Below are 18,899 nucleotides of genomic sequence, written 5' to 3'. Positions count from 1 at the left end.
GGTGCCATCGTCTAATGGTTAGGACACAAGGTTTTCATCCTTGCAATCGGGGTTCAATTCCCCGTGGCACTACCAAACAAGCCTCATTCAACTCACAAGTATTACAAATTTTCTCCTCAAATCTTCCTTTACATCGGTTGATGATACCAACGCGAGTCAAATAAAAGTCGTATAACAAAGGATCTGCGGAGTTAATCTTCTTAAAAAATTCGGTAAGCTCGTAAGCATCATCTAATTGGATTTGTTTTTTGTGATGAATGCCTAAAATCTTAATTAGTTTTTGGATGTGAACATCCATGGGATAGGGGATTTCATTGGGTTTGATTTTATGATACAAACCAAAATCAGGGTAGTGTTTGCGGACCATCCAACGTAAAAAAAGAGAAATTCTTTTTTTTGGTGATTTGGATTTCGATTTACCGATTAAAAATTGTAATCCGTAGCTTAGTACTTTTGTTTTTGCAGTAGTCAGTAACTCTGTTTCAAAAAGTTTTTGAAAGTTTTGGATGGAAGTACTTTGATCAAAGTTTCCATTTGGATCTAAAAAGAAGGATTCAAAAACAGGTGAAGATTTGTTTTTTTCACCAAGGATTCGTTGTAATGTGTCAAAAAAGACAACCAAATCCTCTTTCGTTTGGAAACGATACCCTTTCGTATTTTTAAAGAAATTGGAAAAGGAGGTTTTACGATTCCTTAGGAATTCAAATGGTGATTCACCCATTGATTGGAAGATTGGATTTAAAAAATTTTGAATGTTTTTCACATTCCCATAAGCAAAAAGACATGAGATTAGGGATACGATTTCAATGTCGAGAGGATCATTGTATCGTTTTGGAAAACAAATTGGGTCAGTTTCTAAAAAAGATATGTGTTTGTATTTGTTGATTAATTGGTGAAGTTTGGTTTTAAGTATCGATACTTCATCCAACATTTTTTTTAGCAATGTAGGTTCGGGAATTCAAATTTCTATTGAGTTTGGTTTCCATCAATTGGCTCACCTTGACTAGTGAATCCAAATTGATACCAGTTTCATACCCTTCCTTTGTTAAAAAATATACCAGATCCTCTGTCGCAACATTCCCTGCGGCTCCTTTTGCATAGGGGCAACCACCAAGCCCACCTGCCGAACTATCAAAACTACGAATCCCCATTGTCAGTGCTTGTTTAATATTGGCAATGGCCATTCCATAAGTATCATGAAAATGGCAATTGATCAAAGAGCTTGGGATTTTCTTTAGAATCACTTCAAGTAAGGCTTCGATTTCAGTAGGAACTGCCACACCAATGGTCTCTCCTAAAGATATTTCGTAGGCCCCCGCTTCTAATAGCCGTTCTGCGACTTCTAGTGTTTTTGATGGTTTGATTTTTCCTTCATAGGGACAAGAAACAACAGTGGAGATATAACCTCTTACTTTGATTCCATCTCGATTGGCATTATCAAAAATTGGTTGGAAGGATGAAAAACTTTCTAAGACCGTCATATTGATATTTTTCTTAGTAAAGGATTCAGAGGTGGCAGTGAACACAGCTACTTCTTTAAAACCAGAAGTAAGGGCTGCTTCATATCCTTTTGGATTTGGTGTGAGGCAAGAAAATTGGACCTGGGATCCAAACTTAGGCAAAACCATTGCAGCAAGTTCGGAAGCATCACCCATTTGTGGGATACGATCCTTTCTGACAAAGGAAGTGAGTTCAATGTGTTTGGCACCAGATTCTACTAGACGAGTTACGAATTCAAATTTATCCTGAGTGGAAAGGATGGTTTTTTCATTTTGTAATCCATCTCTTGGTCCCACTTCTGTGATTTTTATCGTTTCCAATCGTTCCCTCTCCTTAATCCTACCCTTACACTTGTCTGGGAAATTTAGAATGCAATGATTTTATCAAAAGAAAGATATGTTTACGATTAAAAATCTATCTGTATCCATTGGGCAAAGGAAACTCTTAAATAGAATTTCTTTGCAAGCAAACACTAATCAAATCACAGGTCTTGTCGGTAGGTCTGGATCTGGAAAATCCACTCTCTTTCGTTTGGCCTTAGGTCTCCTATCTGCTGGAGACGGATACAAATGGGAGGGCCAAATTGATTGGAATGGATATCCACTTGGTAAAACACCACATCCTATCCTCCAACCTGTATTCCAAGATCCCTTTGGAAGTTTTTCTCCTTTTGGAAACATTGGGGAGTTATTACTCGAACCCATTCGCATCCAAAAAAAGTTTATTTTTACTCGAAATGAAAAAATGGAAGAATGGCAAAAATTAGAAAACATAAGCCATTCTTTTGGATTGCAAAAGGAATTTTTATATAAAACCAAACAAGAGTTAAGTGGCGGTCAATTGCAAAGATTTGCCATCATTCGGGCATTACTCGCAAATCCAGAATATCTATTGTTAGATGAACCAGTGACTGCTTTGGACGTTCTTGTCCAAAAAAAAATCGCAGAAGAATTAAAAGAAAGGAATCGGACAAATCAATTGGGTATGTTCATAGTCTCTCATGATATTGGTTTTTTAACTTATATGTGTGATACAGTTTTTGTTTTAGAGGATGGGCAAATCACAGAATCTGGAAATCCAAAAGAAATTTTAAAAAATCCGAAATCTAAACTATTACAAGAACTGATAAGAGCCAGATCTCATTCGTTTGGTGGAGCCACTTCTTCTTCGGAATCATCCAACTGAGTACGTTTTGCTTCTGCGAATTTTTTTGCAATATCTCTTCTCCTTGCAATCACCTTGGAAGATACTGTTGCGAAAAAAGGATCATTGGTAAAAGTCAACATCTTTGTGTACTGTTCTTCGGCTGTTTCATAGTCAGTCACTTTGGATGCGGTTTCTGCAAAGTAATAGTGGAATTTTTTATCGTAAGGTTTTAATTTTCCTTCCCCTGTGGTCAAACTGGTTCGGTTAAAAATTTTATAAGCGATATGATAATTTCCTTTTTCCATTTCCAGTCGGGCAAACCCAAGTTTGACATTAGGACTTTCTTCTTCAATTTTTAAGGCTTTGTTTAAATACAGTAGGGCTCTGTTTTTTAAACCTGTTTCCAAATAATGGTCTGCAAGCCGGATGAGTGCCTCCGTATCATAAGGATTTTTTTCAACTGCCAATTTATAATTCATGATGGCATAATAAATTTGCCTCGTGATCTCTGATAAAATTCCTATATGCAAATAGGTTTTGTAATAGTCTGGCATTTCTGCTTTTGCATATTCAAATTCAACAAGGGCTTTTTCATACTTCATTTCTAACGAATACAATCGTCCCAAATTGTATCGGAACGGAAAAAATTGGGGGTCAAAACGGATTCCAGCTTCGAGACGTTTGATCACTTCACTGCGCATGTTCGGTTTCCCATTGAGTAGGATGTCAATGGTATCGTTATTCCATTTGCCTGAGTTTGTGATGGTTTCTGTACCGTAAGTAAAACTCCCATTCGACTTTGGAGGCTCCCCTTGGTACAATTTTCCACGAGCTAAGATAAAGTCATCTTTATGGTAAATGAAAGAACCATTGGGAAAATCAGAGGTATCAAATTCTTCATCCTTACCCCAAAGCAATTCAGGGTATTCTTTGTTCCCGATTAGTTTTTGGCCCCAAACCAGTGTCGGAAATAAAAACAGAAGTGCGAATGTGAATAGGTGGTGAAACATGGTGAAGAATGGACCGAACCATTTTAGAGACAAAAGGCCTCACTATTACTGTCGGCGAAAAAACCCTTTTGAGAGAGGTGAATCTTCGTTTTTTTGAAAGAGGGATGTACGCAGTCCTCGGGGAAAATGGAGCAGGTAAATCCACTTTACTAAAAAAAATATACCATGATTCTAAAATATCTCCTCATTGGATTTGGCCGGAAGGCAAAAAGAAAATAGCCTACCTTGGCCATGAACTCGGTTTTTATTCCTCTCTCAATTTAGATGAAAACTTAAATTATTTTGAGACTTTGGATGCAGTTCCCACTGCAGGACGTAAAGAAGAACTGATAAAACGATTTCGTTTGGAAAAAAGGAAACTTGATCCTATTCATTTGTATTCTCGTGGGATGAAACAAAAAGTCGCCATCATGAGAGTACTATTATCTTCTGCCGATATCATATTATTTGATGAACCCTATACAGGACTTGATAGTGAATCATCAGAAGTCCTTAGTGGAATTCTAAACGAAGAGAAACAGAATAAATTGATTCTCATTGTTCTGCATTCCGTTCCAAAAGGATTAGAATGTACAGGTCAAATTCTCATCAAGCAGGGGAAAATCATTGTTTCTTAATTTATTAAAAAAAGATTTTTTCCTGATCGGCAGATCCCTCGGGGGAATTGTCTCTCTTTTTACCCTCAGTGTTTCGGTTGTTTTTATTTTTTATACTTCCATCGAAGTGAATGAGGTTTTGTCTGCACGGAGTATCCGTGGACTCAAGTGGGCCATCATTTTTCTTTTAAATTTTGTGATCGTGAGCCAAAGCCTTTGGGAAGAACGAGAATCGATGGGTTGGGAAGCAAGTCTCGCTTACGTGAGTCCCACTGCTTTGTATGTAAGTAAGTCCCTGACCATTTGGTTTTGTACGATCCTTGTCAATGCGTTTCTTGTCCTTATACTTTCCGTATTCTTTCAAAATATGAGTTTGGACAGAGGATTTGGGGAATGGCTCTTTGCGAGTTTAGGGAGTGGATGTTTGGTATTTTTGGGTGTATCCCTTGGGATCATTGCCTTTGAGAGCCGGCTCAAAGAAATCATCATCCCTCTGTTACAATTACCGTTTTCGATCCCATTGTTTTTATTTGGTTTGGAAGCCGAAAATCGGTATTGGGTGGAAGTTGGATTTTACATCCCATCTGTCGGTCTTTTGTTGTTTTTCCTTTTGTTTTACGCAACACTCGGATCGATTATGGTAGAAACCTTAAAGAATGAGTAGTGGGATTCCATTTTCTCCTAGAATTTCTTTTCCTTTCTGAAAATCTGGAAAAAAATGGAACGTAAGATACAATTATTACACCCCGCCTTTGACTTCGTGTTTTATTTGGTAGTCTGTTTTTCGTTAGTGATTGCAGTATTTGTTTCCATCCTATATCCGAATGTGATTTTGGAGCAGGGACTAAGCCATCGAATATTTTACCTTCATGTACCTGTCGCTTGGGTCGCGTTATACGGTCCTTTGCTTTCTTTTGTGTTTTCCCTTGTGTATTTGTTTCAAAAAAATTTACTTTGGGATAGGCTTGCCTTTACGGCAAACCAACTGGCTTTTGTGTTTGCCGTAGGTGTTTTGTTCTCAGGTCCCATTTGGGCTTATAGTGCTTGGGGAGTCCCTTGGGACAAAACAGATGCTAGGTTACAATCCTTTTTTATCCTTTGTTTGTCTTTACTCAGTTATTTTATCTTTCGTTATCTGGTTCCTTCCCGAAAAAAAAAGGCAATTTTATCTGCTTATCTTTCTGTACTCTGTGCCATCAGTGCTGTTCTCACATGGGGAGCCATTCGTTGGATTGAAAATCCTGGAAATCATCCAGGAAGTGTGCTTGGCAAAGGGGGAATGGATTCAGATATGAAACGAACCCTTTGGTTAGGGGTGCTTGCGTATCATTTTTTGTTTCTGATTTTGTTTTTAGTTTCCAATCGCAATGAAAAACTTCAGGAATTAAAACACAGCCTTCGTGCTGAGATGGACTAAATCCTAATGGGCCAAACGGAAACACAACATACCATTCTGATAGTTGATGATGTCCCCGAAAATGTGGAACTTCTCAAATACCTATTATTACAAGAAGGGTTTAAAACTTATACTGCGTATTCTGCAGAAGAAGCTCGGTTGGTTTTACTCAATACTCGGATTGATACCTTACTTTTGGATGTGAATATGCCTGTCCAGGATGGTTTTTCCTTTTGTCGGGAACTCCGTGATATGGACCAATTCAAACTATTGCCAATTTTATTCATCACTTCCATCGAACGAGAAGTGGGTTTCCAAGAAGCAATGAAAAATGGTGGGGATGATTTTATCAACAAACCGTTTAACAAACGTGAATTGGTTGCCAAAATCCATTCTGTGATTCGATTAAAAGACTTACAAGACGAACTCTACCAACAAAAAAGTAAATACGAAAAAGAATTACAAACAGCTCGTCGCGTACAAGACCAACTCATCCCCGAAAAAAGTTTTATTTGGAATGGAATCAAGGCCCAAACATTATTTCATCCTTACTTACAAATCGGTGGCGATTTTGTAGATACATGGATTGAAGAGAAAAAACTTCATATTGTGATTGCAGACTGTTCGGGTCATGGCCCAAGTGCAGCTCTCATAGGAGCCATGTTCAAAATGCAATTATTCAATTTGGTTCCCAATATGGGACTAAAAGAACGAGTATCCCATTTACGTAAAAATATGGAATTGGTTCTGCCTGAAGATTATGCGATTACGTTTTGTTATGCGATCATAGACCAAGAATTAAATCTTTCCTATATCAATGGTGGACATCCGGCTCCAATTGTATTTATGGATGGGGAAACAAAACTATTAAAGGGTATGAGTCCAATGATCATGGGGATCAATATGGTGGCCAATGATGAGGTGCAATCCATTTCTTTGAAAACAGGATCCAAGTTTTTTATGTATACTGATGGTGCAAGCGAAGCAATGAATTCCAAATTGGAATATATAACGGAAGACGGGATGAAAGAGATTTTTCATTCTTCCGTTAAGTCGGGTAATGATATTTTACCAACGGTTCAAAATAAAATATTAGAGTTTTGTGGTTCATCCACTCCGAGTGACGATATGGCAATGGTGTGTATCCAATTATGATTCCAAGTCCACATTACAAGGGAAAGGTGAGAGATGTTTATGATCTGGGCAATGAGTTATTACTTGTAGCAACTGATCGAATTTCGGCTTTCGATGTCGTATTTTCTGAACCTGTAGAAGACAAAGGAAAAATCCTCACTCGAATTTCCACAAAATGGTTCCGATACTTTCATGAAATACCAAACCACCTGGTCACAGATGATCCAAATCAATTTCCCACACCCTACCAAAACCACGATGCAGTTGTGGGTCGTTCCGTCCTTGTCAAAAAGGCAAAACGCATTGATTTTGAATGTGTGGTTCGTGGGTATTTGACAGGTTCCGCTTGGAAGGAATACTTACAATCCGGGACCATTGCTGAAACACCTTATCCCAAAGGGATCCAAGAATCCTACCAATTTCCCACACCGATTTTCACACCTGCTCGAAAAAATGATTCGGGTCACGACGAAAATGTGAGTGAAGCCACGATGGAAAAAGAAGTGGGCACAGCCTTATTCCAAAAGGTGAAAAAAATTTCCTTACATTTGTACACAGAAGCCCATCGTTTGATGGCAACACAGGGTATCCTCCTTTGTGATACAAAATTTGAATTTGGACTTTTGGATGGGGAACCGATTCTCATTGATGAAATTTTAACCCCGGATTCATCTCGGTATTGGGATGCCTCCACTTATGTTTTGGGAAAAACTCCTGCAAGTTTCGACAAACAAATCCTACGAAATTGGCTCGAATCCACATCTTGGGATAAAAATCCACCACCTCCCAAACTTCCCGAATCCTTGATCCTGGAACTACGTAAAAAATACTTGGAATTGGAAGAGAAAATCAACTTATGTTTGTCGCAAAAATAAATGTCACCCTAAAAGAATCAGTCCTAGACCCGCAAGGACAAACCGTGCTCCGTACCCTCCATGACCAAGGGAAGGGGCAAATCCAAGATTTACGTGTTGGAAAGTACATTGAAATCAAATTGAATGCCTCTTCCTTAAAAGAAGCAGAAACAATTGCCAAAGAAATTTGTGAATCAGTACTCGTAAACCAAGTGATCGAAACCTACAAATTGGTGGTAGAGTCACAATGAAAGTGCGAGTTGTCACCTTTCCTGGTTCCAACTGTGATAAAGATGTAGGAACTGTATTACAGGAAACCTTTCAAGCCGATGTCAACTACACTTGGTACAAAGAGTCCTTTGATGATGTGCCGGATCTTGTTGTATTGCCAGGTGGATTTTCTTTTGGAGATTACTTGCGTTGTGGTGCCATGGCGAAATTTAGTCCCTCCATGGAATCAGTGGTGAAGTATGCAAACAAAGGAGGAAAGGTGCTCGGTGTTTGCAATGGATTCCAAATTCTGACGGAATCAGGACTTTTGCCTGGTGCACTTTTACACAATCGCACTCTTAAATACATTTGCAAAGATGTGGAGCTTGTTCCTGTCAAAGAAAATGCGTTTGCGAAAAAAATGAATGGTAACCTTTCCATCCCAATCGCTCACGGCGAAGGTGCTTACTTTGCGGATGCAGAAACTTTAGAACGATTAGAAAAAAATGGCCAAGTGGTATTTCGTTACAATGAAAATCCCAATGGTTCTTTACATGACATCGCAGGGATCTGCAATGAAAAAGGAAATGTTCTTGGTATGATGCCACATCCAGAACGAGCCATGAATCCTTATACAGGAAAAATGGATGGCAAACAAATCTTAGAAGCTCTTTTAAAAAATTAGAATCTTCGATTTCCTTTTCTTGCTTTTTCGTCAAATATCCTTATAAGGATAGGTATGCGATTCCAAGAAGACTCAATTGACTGTGTGGATTTTATCCTCAAAAAAGATGAAGTCCTTACAATCATTCTAGGTGGGGGAAAAGGAACTAGGCTTTTGCCCCTAACAGAAAAAAGATCAAAACCTGCTGTGAGTTTTGGTGGGAAGTATCGATTGATTGATATCCCTATTTCCAATTCACTGAACAGTGGATTTGAAAAAATCTTCATCCTCACCCAGTTTAACTCGTATTCGCTGAATCGCCACATCAACCGCACGTACGCAACAAATAACATCCACCAAAAGAGTTTTGTAGAAATCATTGCTGCAGAACAAACTGTTTCCAGTGCCAATTGGTTTGAAGGAACCGCAGATGCCGTAAGAAAAGTATTACCTTATATCCGAGAGCAAAAACCAAAATATGTCCTCATCCTTTCTGGCGACCAGCTGTATAACATGGATTTGGCGGATTTTATGCAAAGCCATTTGATGGACCCCGAAACACAAATTTCTGTGGCTACCAATGCGATTCCAGAAGACCAAATTTATGGGCTTGGCATTGTGAAGGCAGGGATCGGGGGAACCATTCAAGAATTTATCGAAAAACCACAAGACCTATCGCAAGTTGAATCCTGTAGGACAGAAAATGGATCTTTTTTAGCCAATATGGGGATTTATATCTTTAATACCTCTACGTTAATCGATGTATTGGAAGACCGAGGAATGGCTGACTTTGGTAAGGAAATTTTGCCAAAGGCCATTAAAGAACGAAAGGTAAAAGCGTATACTTACGACGGTTATTGGGAAGACATAGGAACCATTAAAGCATTCTACGAAGCCAATTTGATGTTAACTGACCACATTCCCAAATTCAATTTATATCTAGAAAAAACTCCAATTTACACACGGGCGAGGGCACTTCCTCCGTCAAAGATCAATCAGGCGGTTGTGAACCAAGCTTTGATCTCAGAAGGAACCATTCTTAACCAATGTGAGGTGCACCGTTCCATCATCGGAGTGCGCCAACTCATCGCTTCAGGTACCAAAATTTATGATTCCATCATCATGGGTCTTGACCACTACGGTTACTTTGATCGTAAGTCAGGAAAAATCCCGATTGGAATTGGACCTAACTGCGAAATACGACGGACAATTGTCGACAAAGATTGTGCCATTGGCGCCAATGTTCGCCTGTTAAACGAACAAAACCTACAAGAGTACGAAGATGATTACATTCGGATCCGAGACGGAATCATTGTTGTCCCTCGCCATTCTGCGATTCCAGACGGGTATTCCATTTAAGTCAAAATGACACAATTATGATTTCTGTAGGTCATAAATGGGTCTATTTTGTTTCAAAATTGTGGAAATTTTCTTGCCAGTTTGGAAGACCCTTTTAGCTTGGAAGAAAGGGAACCATGTTCACAACGGAATCAACGGAAGGAAACCAGTTTTGGAACGAGACATATTTTGTCCCTCATTTCCAACCCATCGTCAATGCCATCAATCGCTCTATTTCTGCTTACGAGGTACTCGGTAGGCAGTTCAATCCTGAAGAAAACACCTACAAGTCCTTAGGTGGTCTCTTCCACAACAGGGAACAAGACCCCGTTCCCGTTTACAATATTGATCGGATATTACGGGAGAAGGCAGTCCAAACCTTAAAGGAAAGTAACCTCCGTACAAAATTATTTTTTAATATGATGCCAAACTTCCTTTCGCGGGTGCATCATACCGATCTCTTTGCTGAAAATTTCCATATCATCCAACTCATTGAAACCTATGGGATTGATCGGAACCAAGTGGTGATCGAAATCACAGAAGATGAATTCGATGGATCCATTGACCGGCTCATCCAAATTGTACAAATCTTTCGAGATTATGGTTTAAAAATTGCTATCGATGATTTGGGTACTGGTTTTTCCAATTTAGAACGCATTGGTTACCTCCATCCCGACATCATGAAAGTGGACATCAAGATCATGCGGGAGAGTTTGAATAAAAACTCCTTCAAACAGGTCCTTGGTGCCATTTCTGAAATGAGCCAAAAACTCGGAAGCCAACTCCTCTTTGAGGGAATTGAAACCGAGGAAGAGGTAAACCTTGCCCTTTCCATGGGTGCCAATCTCCTCCAAGGCTATTATTTTTCGACACCGAACCCTCATTTTTTAAATCGCAATACCTTCTCAGACAAAATGAAATCTGTTTTGGAAAACTTCTCAGGGGTTCGTTCGAGGGAACTCAGGGAAAAAGGAATCCGCGAGCAAAAGATCATCGACCAGTTACAAGATTTGTTTTATGAACTATCGGATTCCAGTGAAGAGGATTTCCCTTTTCGTTTTGGACAAATCCTGAGTTCTCTCCCTCGTGAGATCTTAAAAGTATTTGTTTGTGATGCAGAAGGTTACCAAATCACACCTACGTATGATTTGGACCGAATGAATGGTGGGTATTTGGAGCGGTCCAGACAAATTGGCAATAATTATGCCTGGAAACCTTACTTTTTGAAACACAAAGAAGAGTCAGAACGATTCCGGAAAAAATGGGGAGTGACCTATCCATTGTATGATATTGGGAACCAAAACCAATACGTAATCTTTACCTTTTCTCTTATGGCAGGCAAGATCCTAGTGGCACAGGTGAGTTGGTCGGAATAGAATCTTGTTTTTTTTGAGTGGTCGATTTTCCTGGTAGAAGGGATTCGTCTATATAATAGAATCATTCTAAATAAATAAAAACAGGATACCACCTTGTCCGCAATTCTCGAAATACAATCTCTGCATGCCAGTGTGGGAGACAAAGAAATCCTCCGAGGGGTCAATTTGACCATCGGGAGAGGAGAAGTCCATGCCATCATGGGTCCCAATGGATCTGGGAAAAGTACCCTTTCGAATGTAATCCTCGGCCATCCGAAATACACCGTCACATCAGGAGACATCCTCTTTCGTGGACAATCAATTCTCAAAATGGCAACGGACGAGAGGGCAAGGCTTGGTCTTTTTTTGTCCTTCCAATACCCAACGGCACTACCTGGTGTGACCATTGGCAATTTTTTAAAATCCATTCTCAAAGCTCACCGTGGGAAGGAAGTTCCCGTCAAAGAATTTAAACAAGAATTAAAACAAGCGATGGATCTTTTGGAAGTTCCACAGTCATTTATTGGGCGTTATGTGAATGATGGTTTCTCTGGTGGAGAGAAAAAACGGGCTGAAATTTTACAAATGAGTTTATTAAAACCAGTGTTATCCATTTTAGATGAAACTGATTCGGGCCTTGACATTGATGCTCTTCGGATCGTATCGGAAGGGATCAATGCAAATCGAAATCCTGAAAGATCCATTTTGCTCATCACACATTACCAAAGGATGTTGAATTATATTGTTCCTGATTTTGTACACGTCTTTGCAGACGGAAGGATTTTGGAGACAGGAGGAAAGGACCTTTCTCTCAAATTAGAAGAAGTGGGATACGATTGGATTTTGGAGAGAGAAGGGGTCAAATGAATTCCTCACTCAAAACAAATCAATTTGCGATACGATCATTTTTAAAACAAGAATTCTGCCAATCATTGAAGAAAGACTGGGAAACGATTCCATTTCCTACGGAAAAGGAAGAAAGTTTCCGTAAATTTCCAATCAGTTCGATTCAGTGGGAAGAACTTGGGTTTGATCCAAGAGAGAAACAGATTGGTATCGAATTGCAAAACCAAGATTCAGCCAATTTACATGTCGAACCTTTGTTATCAGAAACAAAACAAAAAGAAATCTTAGATACAATCAAACAATACTTACCAAAAGAATATTTTGTTTATCTATCCATTCTAAAGGCTTCCGAGATTTCTGTTTTCCTTTGTGATGGAAAATTCCATTTAGCAACCGAATCGATGTTTGGAGATGAACCAAAGTTTCTTTTCCGGATCTTTTATGTGCCAAAGGGTAGTTCTACCCAAATCCAATTGAAAACAGAAACAAGGCATACAGCTGAAAACCTTCATCTCTTATCTGTCTTTGATGTATTGATTGCCGAAAGTGATTCGGTAGTTGAAATTTTGGATGAAGAAAATTTTGATGAAGACCTCATTCAATTTCGATCTGTATTGGTTTTGGCAAAAGAAAACGCTTCTCTTCGGTTCCATCATTTTCCATTTGGTGGATTCCGATCCAAATGGTTTTTGCTTTCTCATCTACTTGGGAAAGGTGGGGAAGTGACTGTGGATGGTGTGTCTGCAATTGGTAGGAGAAACCTTAAAGATATGGATATGGAAATGTACCACCATGCAGACCATACCACAAGTAAAATCAGTTATAAAGCAATTGTAACGGACAAATCCCACCATGTGTTTACAGGGAATTTGATCATTCCACCTAATTTGAAAAAGGTGGTGGCACACCAGGAATCGTTTAATCTTTCTCTAAATAAAAAAGCAAGGGCTGAGGCGAATCCTAAATTGGAAGTGCTTGCGGAAGATGTATCCTGCACACACGGTGCAACGGTTGGAGATATTGATGAAGAACAGTACTTTTATTTATTGTCTAGGGGACTCTCTCCAGAAGAATCTAAATCTTTACTTGTGACTGCTTTTTATGGGGAGACCATCCAATCAATTGGATTCGATGAAGAAACAAAACAAAACTTGGAATCTTCCATTCATACCATTCTCGTGGGAGGGAAATGATGGCGTTTAAGAAATTAGTCTCCATTCAGGAAATTGAAGATGGCAAGTTGACTGTGATCAAAACTAGGCATTTTTCTGTTGCCGTCACCAAATGGGAAAATGAATATTATGCCTTTGAAGATTCTTGTACCCATGATGGGGAAGAAATTTCCTGTGGAAAATTGGAAGGATGTGTGATCACTTGCCCACGCCATTTTGCAAAATTTGACATTCGAGATGGAAGTGTTTTGGCACTTCCTGCCACAGAACCACTTACAGTATTTCCTACAAAGGTCAATGGGAATGATTTAGAAGTGGATTTGGAGTCAGTATGAGTTTGGATCCTTACAAACTGAGATTGGATTTTCCTATCCTTTCGCAAACCATGCCCAATGGAAAACCACTTGTGTACTTAGATAATGGTGCCACGTCCCAAAAACCAAATTCTGTCATTCAGGCAACAAACGAATATTATGCGAAGGAAAATGCGAACATCCATAGGGGTGTGTATTACCTTTCTCAACATGCAACGGAACTTTTTGAAAGGACAAGGATCAAAACCTCTCATTTTTTCCAAGCACAGTGTGCAAAGGCAATCATCTTCACACGGGGGACAACAGATGCCATCAATTTGGTGGCACAAACGTATGGAAGGGCTAATGTATCAGAAGGGGATGAAATCGTATTATCCGTCCAAGAACACCATTCCAATTTGGTTCCTTGGCAAATGTTGGCGCAAGAAAAAAAAGCATTCCTGAAATTTATCCCTATCCTTGAAGACACAACATACGACGTATCAAAGTTAAACGAAATTATTACCAAACGTACCAAAATTGTTGCGATTAGCCAAATGTCAAACGTGACTGGTACCGTCCATGACCTATCAAAAATCATTGATCGTGCAAGACAAGTGGGAGCGAAAGTCCTTGTGGATGGTGCACAAGCTGCTTGCCATATGCCCATCCATTTGGTTGATATGGATGTTGATTTTTATGCCTTTTCGGCACATAAGATGTTGGGTCCTACCGGTGTTGGGGTTTTATTCGGAAAGGAAGAGATTTTAGAGGCCATGCCACCTTGGTTAGGTGGTGGTGATATGATCGAATCTGTGGAATTAGAAAGTTCTACATATGCGGCACTGCCAGCCAAGTTAGAAGCAGGAACTCCCAATATCGCAGGTGTCATTGGTTTTTCACATGCATTGGATTATTTACAAAAAGTAGGGATGAAAAACATCAAAGACCACGAACGTATGTTAACCGAATATGCGTTAGACCAATTAAGAAAAATAGGTGGTTTGACCCTTTACGGAACAGAGGATCTTGAGAAACGAGGTGGGGTTGTCTCCTTTACAATGGAAGGAATCCATCCGCATGATGTTGGTTCCATTTTGGATGAGGAAGGTGTTGCGATCCGAGTAGGTCATCACTGTTGCCAACCATTGATGAAACAATTGCAAATTCCAGGAACTTGCCGTGCTTCTTTTTATTTTTACAATACTAAGGAAGATATAGATATGCTTGTCCATTCCATTGGAAAAGTGAAATCGATATTTGGTCGTGTCGTTAGAAAATAAATCATATGTAGATTTTCTGAAATGGAAATCATATGCCAATTGGCAAATTCCGAAGGAAACCCTTTCGGAGGTGTATTCCCTCAATCCCCTTTGTGGCGACGAGGTGAAACTCTATTATAAAGAATTAGGGAACCAAAAACTACAAATTGTTGCTGTAGCGGGAGAATCTTGTTCCATTTGTTCCGCAGCGTTAGGATTTTTATTCAAAAACCAAACCCATTTTGAAATCAGTTCCATTCCTACTTACCTAACGGAACGAAAAAAAATCTTGGAAGGAAAGGAATCTTCCTTGTTTGGGGATTTAGAAGAGTTATCCTTTTTAGAAGCAGTGAAGTCACACCCAAGTAGGCACCGATGTGCCCTTTTGCCTTGGCAAACCCTATTAAAAATCATTGAGGTAAACCATGATCCGAGAACCTGAAACTGAAAAAGAATGGGAAGTGTATCATAGCATCCGTTCTGTCGAAGACCCTGAAATTGGAATCTCCCTAGTTGAATTGGGATTGATTTATGATGTGAAAGTGGAAGGGGAAAAAGCAGAAGTCACTATGACATATACCTCACTTGCTTGCCCAGCTGGTCCCCAAATGAAACAGGACATTGAAAACCATGCCCTACGTGTGGATGGGATCAATGAAGTTGTGGTTCAAGTGGTATGGAATCCCAAATGGGAACCAAGACAAATGGCAAGTGAAGAGGCAAAAATGCAAATGGGGATATTCGATTGAGGTTTTTTTTATTTAAGAAAAGTTCGATTTTCATTTTGATTTATTCTCAACTATCGTTTGTTAGTTGTGAGTCAATTCAAAGTTTTCTGGAATCGAAAAACAAATCAATCGATAAAGAAACTTCCTTTCCACAAATCCAAGGATCTATTCTAAAAAGAGATCGATACGAACTGATTGGTCGTGAGTTTATGATTGCCACGGACCATCCTCTTGCGTCTCAAGCAGGGGTTGAGGTTTGGAAACAAGGTGGGAATGTTGTGGATGTATTTGCTGCTGCTAGTTTTGCCATTTCTGTTTTGAGGCCACAATCCACTGGATTATTTGGTGGTGGTTTTGCGATTCTGTACCTTCCTAAAAAAGGGAAGTGGGCCTATGACTTTCGAGAACGATCACCCAAAAAAGGAACTCCAAATTATTATACCAATCCAGATGGAACACCGAATACTGATAAAATTCTAAAGGGTGCTTTTAGTGTAGGAGTGCCAGGCAATGTACAAGGAATTTTAAAAATCCAAAAACAGCATGGCAAATTATCTTTAGTCGAAGTGATGGCACCTGCAATGCGTTATGCGAAAAATGGATTTGCTGTCTATGCGGATTTGGCGAATGCAATTACTAAAGTTTGGCCTAATATGAATCCTGAAATGCAAAAGGTTTTTGGGATTGATAGTCGTCCCATTCGGGAAGGAGAACTTCTCATTCAAAATGACTTATTCGAAACCTTACAACGGATTACCGAAAATGAGGAGAAGGAATGGACGGACGGAGAAACAACCAAACGAGTTTCTTCATACTATCAAAATTTTGATGGATTTATCACGGAGGAAGATTGGAAGGAATACCAAGTGAAGCAAACAGAACCTTTCGTTTCCAACCTTTGGGGTTACCAAATGATGACCATGCCACCACCGAGTTCTGGGGTCCATTTGGTCACTATGATGCAACTGGTAGCTGAGATGGCAAAACGAAAGTCCTTTCCAAAAGGCCTTGTGGGGGAATCGATTCAAATCACGGAAGCGATGCGAGTTGCCTACAGGGACCGTTCCGTTTTTGGTGGTGACCCCAGGTTTACGGAAGTTCCCGTATCCAAACTCACCTCACAATCTTATATCCAAGACGAGGTTTCTGAAATTGAAAAGAAAGTAGTGTCAGGCAATTGGAAAACAATTCCCAAAACAAACGAACCAAAAGATTCCTATAACACAACTCATATCTCGGTAATGGATAAGGATGGAAATGCAGTTTCTTCCACCCAGTCGATCAATGGAATTTTTGGTGCCGTACAAATGGTACCCGGAACTGGCCTTGTTTTGAATAATACCATGGATGATTTTTCGATTGCACCAGGAGTTCCCAATTTGTATGGACTTGTGGGTTCTAAAGCCAATGCCATTGCACCTGGAAAAACACCACTTTCGAGTATGAGCCCTACCATCTTAACCGAAACAAATGGTGCCACAAAACTTGTGATTGGGGCGCCCGGTGGTTCTCAAATTCCCACCTCTATTTTCAATGTTTTGTATCATTATTTGGTCCAAAAAAGAAATTTATATGAAAGTGTTTCCTTTCCTCGGATCCACCACCAATTCCTACCAGATACATTATTTTTAGATCCTGAATTAAAAGGATATTTTCCTGAAACTGAACTCCCATTTTACCAAGTCCAATATGGTAGGCACAGGGCGAAGGTATTCGTTGTGTCGAAAGAAGGAGACAAACTGATCGGAGTTTCTGATCCAAAAGGAGAAGGAGTTCCTTTAGGTTTTTAGTCGATGAAATCAAAATTATTAAAATCAAAACAAAAAAATTCAACCCTTACACTGATAACAAAAGAATATAGAGATTGTTTGTTAAGTGCCAAACATGGATTGGAACGGGAAAGCATTCGGGTAAATGAAAATGCAAACTTATCCAAAACTCCTCATCCGAAAGAACTTGGGTCTAGCCTTACCCATCCACTCATCAAAACTGATTTTGCGGAAGCACAAGTTGAATATGCAACAAACATACATAAAACGATTCCCGAGGCATTGGCTGAGTTAACTGAACTCCATAGTTTTACAGCGAAACAGTTAAAAAACGAATTTTTATGGCCTTTTAGTATGCCTCCTGTTTTACCACAAGAAAACAAAATTGACGTGGGACAGTATGGAACATCGATCGAAGGTAGGAAAAAAACAATCTATCGCAATGGTCTTGGGCATCGGTATGGAAAAAAAATGCAAACAATCTCAGGGGTTCATTACAATGTTTCCTTTGATAGTTGTATGTTGTCGGTTGTGTCTGAAAAACGTTTTCAAAAAGCTCTTTCCATCGAAACAAAATCTCAAATATATTTTGATACCATACGCAATTTTTATCGAATTTCACCTGCATTATTATATTTATTCGGTAGTTCAAGCCTAACAGATGTAACATTTGTAGACGAGCCAAAGTCTTATAAACAATTGCAAAAATTGGACCCAAAAACGTTTAATGCCCCGTTTGCAACTACTCTCCGATTATCGAATATTGGTTATACAAGCAAAGTACAAGGCAAATATCCAATCTCAGTGAATTCATTAAAAGAATACGCATCGGATATGTGCCAAGTAGTTTCCAAAACTTATGCACCGTATAAAAAATTTAATACAAAAGCCACAAACCAATTGAATGATTTTGTCTTACAATTAGAAAATGAATACTATTCTCTCGTAAGGCCAAAACAAGTTCCGAAAGGAGAAGAACGTGTTGTGGATGCCCTTATGGAAAGAGGTGTAGAATACCTCGAAATTCGATTGTTAGATTTAGATCCTTTTTCGGCCATTGGCGTGGAAGAATCCAGGTTATACTTCCTTCATATGGTTTTACTCTATTGTATGTTACATGAATCACCTAAAGCTGATTTGGTGGAAATGGCACAATGGCGGAAAAACCAAGAAATTACAACTTGGTTAGGTCGAAAAACTGATACTTTAGTTCATTTGATGGGAAAGGAAATCCCACTTAGAGATATGTTATTCCAACTTTTTGTCGAACTTCAACCCATTGCTGATTTGTTAGATGAAAATGATGCGACTGGACCCTATAGTCGTGCTTTAGAATTGCAATGGGAAAAATGGGATGATCCATCCTTATTAGGAGGGGCCATGACTGAATTGGATTTAAAAATTAACAAATCTAGTTTTCGTGAATTTGGGTTAGCTTTGGCAAAATCCCATAAGGATGAACTTTTACAAATAAACCTTTCTCCGAATCGAATGAAGTATTACGAAGATATGAGTGAACAATCCATTTACGAACAAAAAAAAATGGAAACCTTGGAAGGGAGCCACTTAAAAAAGAATCAGAAACCAATCCAAATCAAACCTTTAAAACTTTGTAGTGAGGTTTGA

The 18,899-nt window shown here is 39.2% G+C and carries 21 protein-coding genes and 1 tRNA gene; 19 read left to right on the top strand and 3 right to left on the bottom strand.

Going from position 1 to position 18,899, the window contains the following annotated elements; all coding sequences use genetic code 11:
- A tRNA-Glu gene (locus LEP1GSC202_RS12850) sits at positions 1-75 on the top strand.
- On the opposite strand, the gene LEP1GSC202_RS19670 is transcribed toward LEP1GSC202_RS12850, so the two are convergent.
- Together LEP1GSC202_RS19670 and LEP1GSC202_RS12840 are read right to left on the bottom strand one after the other, a co-directional pair.
- Positions 35-931: a TIGR02757 family protein gene (locus LEP1GSC202_RS19670; protein WP_083930029.1), complete on the bottom strand. Its 897-nt coding sequence runs from the start codon at positions 929-931 to the stop codon at positions 35-37. The genes LEP1GSC202_RS12850 and LEP1GSC202_RS19670 overlap by 41 nt on opposite strands.
- The gene (locus LEP1GSC202_RS12840; protein ID WP_015678116.1) at positions 921-1,820 is read right to left on the bottom strand and encodes a hydroxymethylglutaryl-CoA lyase; all 900 of its coding nucleotides are present in this window, start codon (positions 1,818-1,820) and stop codon (positions 921-923) included. The genes LEP1GSC202_RS19670 and LEP1GSC202_RS12840 overlap by 11 nt, the downstream gene beginning before the upstream one ends.
- A 76-nt stretch (positions 1,821-1,896) precedes the next feature.
- Here LEP1GSC202_RS12840 and LEP1GSC202_RS12835 point away from each other — a divergent pair, with 76 nt between their 5' ends.
- Complete coding sequence (locus LEP1GSC202_RS12835; RefSeq protein WP_015678172.1) at positions 1,897-2,685, top strand: ABC transporter ATP-binding protein; 789 nt, start codon at positions 1,897-1,899, stop codon at positions 2,683-2,685.
- Here the strand turns inward: LEP1GSC202_RS12835 and LEP1GSC202_RS12830 are convergent.
- The gene (locus LEP1GSC202_RS12830; protein ID WP_015678232.1) at positions 2,640-3,656 is read right to left on the bottom strand and encodes a tetratricopeptide repeat protein; all 1,017 of its coding nucleotides are present in this window, start codon (positions 3,654-3,656) and stop codon (positions 2,640-2,642) included. The genes LEP1GSC202_RS12835 and LEP1GSC202_RS12830 overlap by 46 nt on opposite strands.
- 8 nt (positions 3,657-3,664) lie before the next feature.
- Here LEP1GSC202_RS12830 and LEP1GSC202_RS12825 point away from each other — a divergent pair, with 8 nt between their 5' ends.
- From LEP1GSC202_RS12825 to gshA, 17 genes are all read left to right on the top strand, one after another.
- A complete protein-coding gene (locus LEP1GSC202_RS12825; protein ID WP_015678002.1) occupies positions 3,665-4,273 on the top strand; it encodes an ABC transporter ATP-binding protein in 609 nt (202 codons plus the stop codon).
- The gene (locus tag LEP1GSC202_RS12820; protein ID WP_015678068.1) at positions 4,263-4,916 is read left to right on the top strand and encodes a heme exporter protein CcmB; all 654 of its coding nucleotides are present in this window, start codon (positions 4,263-4,265) and stop codon (positions 4,914-4,916) included. The genes LEP1GSC202_RS12825 and LEP1GSC202_RS12820 overlap by 11 nt, the downstream gene beginning before the upstream one ends.
- Before the next feature lie 54 nt (positions 4,917-4,970).
- A complete protein-coding gene (gene ccsA, locus LEP1GSC202_RS12815; protein ID WP_015678355.1) occupies positions 4,971-5,669 on the top strand; it encodes a cytochrome c biogenesis protein CcsA in 699 nt (232 codons plus the stop codon).
- Positions 5,670-5,675: 6 nt separating this feature from the next.
- A complete protein-coding gene (locus LEP1GSC202_RS12810) occupies positions 5,676-6,803 on the top strand; it encodes a PP2C family protein-serine/threonine phosphatase (protein ID WP_015678206.1) in 1,128 nt (375 codons plus the stop codon).
- Complete coding sequence (locus LEP1GSC202_RS12805; protein ID WP_015678092.1) at positions 6,800-7,657, top strand: phosphoribosylaminoimidazolesuccinocarboxamide synthase; 858 nt, start codon at positions 6,800-6,802, stop codon at positions 7,655-7,657. Before LEP1GSC202_RS12810 ends, LEP1GSC202_RS12805 begins: the two co-directional genes overlap by 4 nt.
- Positions 7,639-7,887: a phosphoribosylformylglycinamidine synthase subunit PurS gene (gene purS / locus LEP1GSC202_RS12800; protein ID WP_039928992.1), complete on the top strand. Its 249-nt coding sequence runs from the start codon at positions 7,639-7,641 to the stop codon at positions 7,885-7,887. Before LEP1GSC202_RS12805 ends, purS begins: the two co-directional genes overlap by 19 nt.
- On the top strand, positions 7,884-8,531 hold the full coding sequence (gene purQ, locus LEP1GSC202_RS12795) for a phosphoribosylformylglycinamidine synthase subunit PurQ (RefSeq protein WP_015678243.1): 648 nt from the start codon (positions 7,884-7,886) through the stop codon (positions 8,529-8,531). The genes purS and purQ overlap by 4 nt, the downstream gene beginning before the upstream one ends.
- 54 nt (positions 8,532-8,585) lie before the next feature.
- Positions 8,586-9,869, top strand: coding sequence for a sugar phosphate nucleotidyltransferase (locus tag LEP1GSC202_RS12790; RefSeq protein WP_015678100.1), 1,284 nt, complete (start codon positions 8,586-8,588; stop codon positions 9,867-9,869).
- A gap of 116 nt (positions 9,870-9,985) precedes the next feature.
- Positions 9,986-11,224, top strand: coding sequence for an EAL domain-containing protein (locus tag LEP1GSC202_RS12785; RefSeq protein WP_015678386.1), 1,239 nt, complete (start codon positions 9,986-9,988; stop codon positions 11,222-11,224).
- 93 nt (positions 11,225-11,317) lie between these two features.
- On the top strand, positions 11,318-12,070 hold the full coding sequence (gene sufC / locus LEP1GSC202_RS12780) for a Fe-S cluster assembly ATPase SufC (RefSeq protein WP_015678328.1): 753 nt from the start codon (positions 11,318-11,320) through the stop codon (positions 12,068-12,070).
- Positions 12,067-13,242, top strand: coding sequence for a SufD family Fe-S cluster assembly protein (locus LEP1GSC202_RS12775; RefSeq protein WP_015678225.1), 1,176 nt, complete (start codon positions 12,067-12,069; stop codon positions 13,240-13,242). The genes sufC and LEP1GSC202_RS12775 overlap by 4 nt, the downstream gene beginning before the upstream one ends.
- Positions 13,242-13,556 (top strand): Rieske (2Fe-2S) protein, encoded by a 315-nt coding sequence (locus tag LEP1GSC202_RS12770; RefSeq protein ID WP_039929049.1) that lies wholly within the window; start codon positions 13,242-13,244, stop codon positions 13,554-13,556. The genes LEP1GSC202_RS12775 and LEP1GSC202_RS12770 overlap by 1 nt, the downstream gene beginning before the upstream one ends.
- On the top strand, positions 13,553-14,797 hold the full coding sequence (locus LEP1GSC202_RS12765) for a cysteine desulfurase (RefSeq protein WP_015678383.1): 1,245 nt from the start codon (positions 13,553-13,555) through the stop codon (positions 14,795-14,797). The genes LEP1GSC202_RS12770 and LEP1GSC202_RS12765 overlap by 4 nt, the downstream gene beginning before the upstream one ends.
- On the top strand, positions 14,781-15,218 hold the full coding sequence (locus tag LEP1GSC202_RS12760) for an iron-sulfur cluster assembly scaffold protein (RefSeq protein WP_015678153.1): 438 nt from the start codon (positions 14,781-14,783) through the stop codon (positions 15,216-15,218). Before LEP1GSC202_RS12765 ends, LEP1GSC202_RS12760 begins: the two co-directional genes overlap by 17 nt.
- The gene (locus tag LEP1GSC202_RS12755; protein ID WP_015678234.1) at positions 15,202-15,525 is read left to right on the top strand and encodes a metal-sulfur cluster assembly factor; all 324 of its coding nucleotides are present in this window, start codon (positions 15,202-15,204) and stop codon (positions 15,523-15,525) included. Before LEP1GSC202_RS12760 ends, LEP1GSC202_RS12755 begins: the two co-directional genes overlap by 17 nt.
- Before the next feature lie 32 nt (positions 15,526-15,557).
- Positions 15,558-17,294 (top strand): gamma-glutamyltransferase, encoded by a 1,737-nt coding sequence (gene ggt, locus LEP1GSC202_RS12750; RefSeq protein ID WP_425256025.1) that lies wholly within the window; start codon positions 15,558-15,560, stop codon positions 17,292-17,294.
- Between the two features lie 3 nt (positions 17,295-17,297).
- A complete protein-coding gene (gshA, locus tag LEP1GSC202_RS12745) occupies positions 17,298-18,899 on the top strand; it encodes a glutamate--cysteine ligase (protein WP_015678029.1) in 1,602 nt (533 codons plus the stop codon).

The sequence above is a fragment of the Leptospira yanagawae serovar Saopaulo str. Sao Paulo = ATCC 700523 genome (assembly GCF_000332475.2).
Taxonomy (GTDB): Bacteria; Spirochaetota; Leptospiria; order Leptospirales; family Leptospiraceae; genus Leptospira_A; species Leptospira_A yanagawae.
The sequence above is the reverse complement of the archived record's forward strand: the minus strand, read 5'-3'. Positions and strand labels throughout refer to the sequence as shown.

Bases quoted from the DNA above. Each gene is read 5' to 3' on its own strand.
- LEP1GSC202_RS19670 (WP_083930029.1), bottom strand. From the start codon at position 931: ATGTTGGATGAAGTATCGATACTTAAAACCAAACTTCACCAATTAATC.
- LEP1GSC202_RS12835 (WP_015678172.1), top strand. From the start codon at position 1,897: ATGTTTACGATTAAAAATCTATCTGTATCCATTGGGCAAAGGAAACTC.
- LEP1GSC202_RS12830 (WP_015678232.1), bottom strand. From the start codon at position 3,656: ATGTTTCACCACCTATTCACATTCGCACTTCTGTTTTTATTTCCGACA.
- LEP1GSC202_RS12825 (WP_015678002.1), top strand. From the start codon at position 3,665: ATGGACCGAACCATTTTAGAGACAAAAGGCCTCACTATTACTGTCGGC.
- ccsA (WP_015678355.1), top strand. From the start codon at position 4,971: ATGGAACGTAAGATACAATTATTACACCCCGCCTTTGACTTCGTGTTT.
- LEP1GSC202_RS12810 (WP_015678206.1), top strand. From the start codon at position 5,676: ATGGGCCAAACGGAAACACAACATACCATTCTGATAGTTGATGATGTC.
- LEP1GSC202_RS12805 (WP_015678092.1), top strand. From the start codon at position 6,800: ATGATTCCAAGTCCACATTACAAGGGAAAGGTGAGAGATGTTTATGAT.
- purS (WP_039928992.1), top strand. From the start codon at position 7,639: ATGTTTGTCGCAAAAATAAATGTCACCCTAAAAGAATCAGTCCTAGAC.
- purQ (WP_015678243.1), top strand. From the start codon at position 7,884: ATGAAAGTGCGAGTTGTCACCTTTCCTGGTTCCAACTGTGATAAAGAT.
- LEP1GSC202_RS12790 (WP_015678100.1), top strand. From the start codon at position 8,586: ATGCGATTCCAAGAAGACTCAATTGACTGTGTGGATTTTATCCTCAAA.
- LEP1GSC202_RS12785 (WP_015678386.1), top strand. From the start codon at position 9,986: ATGTTCACAACGGAATCAACGGAAGGAAACCAGTTTTGGAACGAGACA.
- LEP1GSC202_RS12775 (WP_015678225.1), top strand. From the start codon at position 12,067: ATGAATTCCTCACTCAAAACAAATCAATTTGCGATACGATCATTTTTA.
- LEP1GSC202_RS12770 (WP_039929049.1), top strand. From the start codon at position 13,242: ATGGCGTTTAAGAAATTAGTCTCCATTCAGGAAATTGAAGATGGCAAG.
- LEP1GSC202_RS12765 (WP_015678383.1), top strand. From the start codon at position 13,553: ATGAGTTTGGATCCTTACAAACTGAGATTGGATTTTCCTATCCTTTCG.
- LEP1GSC202_RS12755 (WP_015678234.1), top strand. From the start codon at position 15,202: ATGATCCGAGAACCTGAAACTGAAAAAGAATGGGAAGTGTATCATAGC.
- gshA (WP_015678029.1), top strand. From the start codon at position 17,298: ATGAAATCAAAATTATTAAAATCAAAACAAAAAAATTCAACCCTTACA.